General features: G+C 68.1%; 4 protein-coding genes and 1 pseudogene. All 5 read right to left on the reverse strand.

Going from position 1 to position 3,770, the window contains the following annotated elements; genetic code table 11:
- Positions 1–310: pseudogene (locus tag ACRDPN_RS02270) on the reverse strand (aspartate aminotransferase family protein); the annotation flags it as partial.
- A 25-nt stretch (positions 311–335) separates the two neighbouring features.
- The gene (gene rlmN, locus ACRDPN_RS02275; RefSeq protein WP_431445708.1) at positions 336–1,430 is read right to left on the reverse strand and encodes a 23S rRNA (adenine(2503)-C(2))-methyltransferase RlmN; all 1,095 of its coding nucleotides are present in this window, start codon (positions 1,428–1,430) and stop codon (positions 336–338) included.
- A gap of 32 nt (positions 1,431–1,462) precedes the next feature.
- Positions 1,463–2,488, reverse strand: coding sequence for a zinc-binding metallopeptidase family protein (locus ACRDPN_RS02280; protein WP_431445705.1), 1,026 nt, complete (start codon positions 2,486–2,488; stop codon positions 1,463–1,465).
- A 7-nt stretch (positions 2,489–2,495) separates the two neighbouring features.
- Positions 2,496–3,389, reverse strand: a complete 894-nt coding sequence (locus ACRDPN_RS02285; RefSeq protein WP_431445706.1) for a phosphatidate cytidylyltransferase — start codon at positions 3,387–3,389, stop codon at positions 2,496–2,498.
- On the reverse strand, positions 3,379–3,770 hold a 392-nt coding region (locus ACRDPN_RS02290; RefSeq protein ID WP_431445707.1), incomplete at its 5' end, for a ribosome-recycling factor. The genes ACRDPN_RS02285 and ACRDPN_RS02290, both read right to left, overlap by 11 nt.

Consider the following 3,770-nt stretch of genomic DNA (forward strand, 5'->3'; position numbering starts at 1 on the left):
CACCGTTGAACGCACACTGGTCCCAGCCGGTCGCCAGGATGTCGGCGGCCGCCGCCGAAGGAAGCGACCCTCCGATCACGAATCCGAAGAAGCGAGGTCCGGGTGTCGCGACGAGTCCGGGCTCAGCGGCCCTGACGAGCTCCTCGACCACGGCGGCCGGATCCAACGGTTGGTCGGGCGTCGAGGTGCCGAACCGGTCGCTGAGCGACTCCAGATCGATCGGACCTGCGACGGCCCGATCATCGAGCGTCGATCGAAAGGCGATGGCGGCGTCAACGGCATGACGGAGGGCTTCTCCCGGGTCGGTCATGGTGCGAACGTACGCCCGGCTCGACTCAGGCGTCGACGGCGGCGAGCTGGCCGCAGGCGCCGTCGATGTCACTCCCCCGCGTGTCACGGACGGTCGTGGGGATCCCCTTGGCCACCAGACGAAGCACGAACTCGCGCTCGTCCTCGGGTCGAGACGCCGTCCACACCGAGCCCGGCGTGGGGTTCAACGGGATGAGGTTGACGTGCACCCACCCCCAGTCGCCGTAGGAGCGCAGCACGTCGCCGAGCAGATCGGCCCGCCAGGCCTGGTCGTTGATGTCCTTCATCATCGCGTACTCGATCGAGACCCGGCGCTTCGTCGTCCGCGCGTAGTCCCACGCGGCCTCGACGGCTTCGTGCACGGACCAGCGGGTGTTGACCGGCACCAGCTCGTTGCGCAGCTCGTCGTCGGGCGCGTGCAGCGACAAGGCCAAGGTGACGGGGATGCCCTCATCGGTGAGCTGGCGCATCCGCGGCACGAGCCCGACCGTGCTGACGGTGATGTTGCGGGCCGACATGCCCAGACCGTCGGGAGCCTTGGACACCATGCGGCGCACCGATCCGATGACGGCCTTGTAGTTGGCCATCGGCTCCCCCATGCCCATGAACACGACGTTGGACAGCCGGCCGGGCCCTCCGGGGACGTCGCCGCGTGCCATCGCCCCTGCGGCGTCGACGACCTGGTCGACGATCTCCGCGGTGCTCATGTTGCGCTGCAAGCCGCCCTGACCGGTGGCGCAGAACGGGCACGCCATGCCGCAGCCGGCCTGACTGGAGACGCAGATGGTGGCCCGATCCGGATACCGCATGAGCACCGACTCGACCAGCGCACCGTCGAAGAGCCGCCACAGCGTCTTGCGGGTGGTGCCGCCATCCGCTTCCAGCGTCCGGACCGGATCGAGCAGTGTAGGCAGCAGCGCGTCGACGATACGGTCGCGGCTGGCGGCGGGCAGGTCGGTCATGGCCGCGGGGTCGCTCACGAGCCGCGAGTAGTAGTGGGTGGCGACCTGCTTCACGCGGTAAGCGGGTTCGCCCAGAGCCTCGGCAGCCGCCTTGCGCTCGTCGGCGGACAGGTCGGCCAGGTGTCGCGGCGGTTTGGCCCGTCCGCGCGGTTGCTCCATGACCAGCGGGAGCGGGCGCGGAGCGTCAGAAGTCACCGGTCCATCGTGACAGAGCGTGGCACAGAGGCATCCGGGTCGGCGTCACGAACGATCTGGGCCACGAGGTCGAGCTTGTCGAGCACTCGCGGGGGTATGACGAACGGGTAGAGATCGCCGGCGCCCATGCTCCGGTTGATCTGGTTGAGCGCCGAGCTCATCGGCAGCCACACACCCATGACGAGGTCACGGAACGACGAGAACGCGGTCGGGTCGACGGTCGACAGCCCATGGGCCGAGGCCGTCTCGACGGTGTCGCTGATGTGCAGGACGTGCGCGAACGTCTCGGCGAAGTCCTCGAACGGGTGCATCGTCGCGTAGACGGAGATGTGGGAGTCCTCCCATCCGTCCGGCGGCCCCTGCGCGTAGTGGCGGTGGATGGCCGCCTCGTAGTCGACGGTGTCGTCGCCGAACAGCTCGCGCACCTGCTCCTGGACCGGCCCTCGTACGAGCAGTGCCTCGTAGTAGTGCCCGATCTCGTGGCGAAAGTGGCCGAGCAGCGTGCGGTACGGCTCGGCGAGGTCGACGCGAACCTTCTCGCGATGCGCGTCGTCGCCCTCCGCGAGGTCGAGGGTGATCACGCCGTTCTCGTGGCCGATGACCACGTTCTCGGCGACGCTGGACAGCAGGTCGAAGGCGAGCCCGTGCTCGGGATCCTCCTCGCGCGTGACGATCGGCAGGCCGAGTGTGTCGAGCTCGACGACGAGGTGCCGCTTCGCGGCTTCGGCCGTCGGGAACTGCGACAGGCCCTGGAGGTCGACATCGGCAGGCCGAGTGCGCGTGAGTGAACAGCAGAAGCAAGTGCCGCCGGGGATCTCCGTCAGCCAGGTGCAGCCCGACAGGTCACGGTTCGTGCACGGGTGCCAGATCCAGCGTGCGTCGTCGACGTACGTGCCGTCTGCACCGAGCGGGACGATGTCGCGCTCGCGGCGCGAGAAGGCGAGCGTGCTTGCGCACACCACGCACACGGTGTTGTCGAAGTAGAGCTGGTTGCCGCAGACGCGGCAGCTGAAGGCGCGCACGCGAAAGTCAGGTGACAGGGACGAGGTAGTGGAGGATGACCCAGGCGACGGGGGCAACGGCGATCAACGAGTCGAGGCGGTCCATCAGACCACCGTGGCCCGGCAGCAGGTCGCCCATGTCCTTGATGCCGAGGTCGCGCTTGATCAGCGACTCGGACAGGTCGCCCAGCGTGGCCATGACCACTCCGGCGACACCGAGCAGGATACCGACCCACCAGTTGCCGTCGAGAGCGTAGGTGACGACGAGGATGCCGGCAGCAATGCCGGTGACGAGCGAGCCGGTGAAACCCTCCCATGACTTCTTGGGACTGATGGTCGGGGCCATCGGGTGCTTGCCGAAAAGGACACCCGCCGCATAGCCGCCGATGTCGGAGGCGATCGTCGCGAGGATGAACGCCACGATGCGCCACTGGCCGTCGTCCTCGGCGAGCATGAGCATCACGAACACGCCCATGAGGTGCAGGTACGACAGGGCGAACATGCCGGCGCTGCTGTCGCGCACGAACCCGTCGGCACCCTCGGATAGTCGCCACACGAGCGTGGCGATGACAGTGAGAGCCATCGCGACCGCCGCCGTCTCCATGCCGCCGTAGAAGCCGCTGACCAGCATGAGCGTGCCCCCGGTGAGCACCGGCACAAACGGAATCTGGATCCCGGCCTTGGCGAACGCCCGCGCGAGCTCCCACAGGCCGACGCCGAGGGCGATCACGACGACCGCGACGAAGGCGTCCTTGACGAAGAACAACGAGCCGAGGATGACCAGGACCAGGCCGACCCCGACACCGATCGCGGCGGGAAGGTTGCGGCCGGCGCGACTCTGACGCTCGGCCGCGCGCGGCTCTTGGTGCGAGCCGGCCTCAGCGCTGTTGGATGGGGCCGGGCTGGGGTCCTCAGACTTCAAGGAGCTCCGCCTCTTTGTTCTTGAGCAGCTCGTCGATCGTGTCGACGTGCTTCTTGGTGAGGCCGTCGAGACGCTTCTCCGCGCCGGTGTTCTCGTCCTTGCTGATCTCGGAGTCCTTCTCGGCCTTGTCGAACGCCTGCTTGGCGGAGCGACGCACGTTGCGCACGGCGACCTTGCCGTCCTCGGCCTTGGACTTGGCCAGCTTGATGTACTCCTTGCGGCGATCCTCGGTGAGCTCGGGCAGCGAGACGCGCAGGACCTTGCCGTCGTCGGTGGGGTTGACCCCGAGGTCGGACTCGCGGATGGCCTTCTCGATGGCGGGCTTGGCGCTGGCGTCGTACGGGCTGATGACGACGAGCCGCGGCTCGGGCACCTGGAAAC

Source organism: Aeromicrobium sp., from assembly GCF_050700635.1.
Classification (GTDB): Bacteria; Actinomycetota; Actinomycetes; order Propionibacteriales; family Nocardioidaceae; genus Aeromicrobium.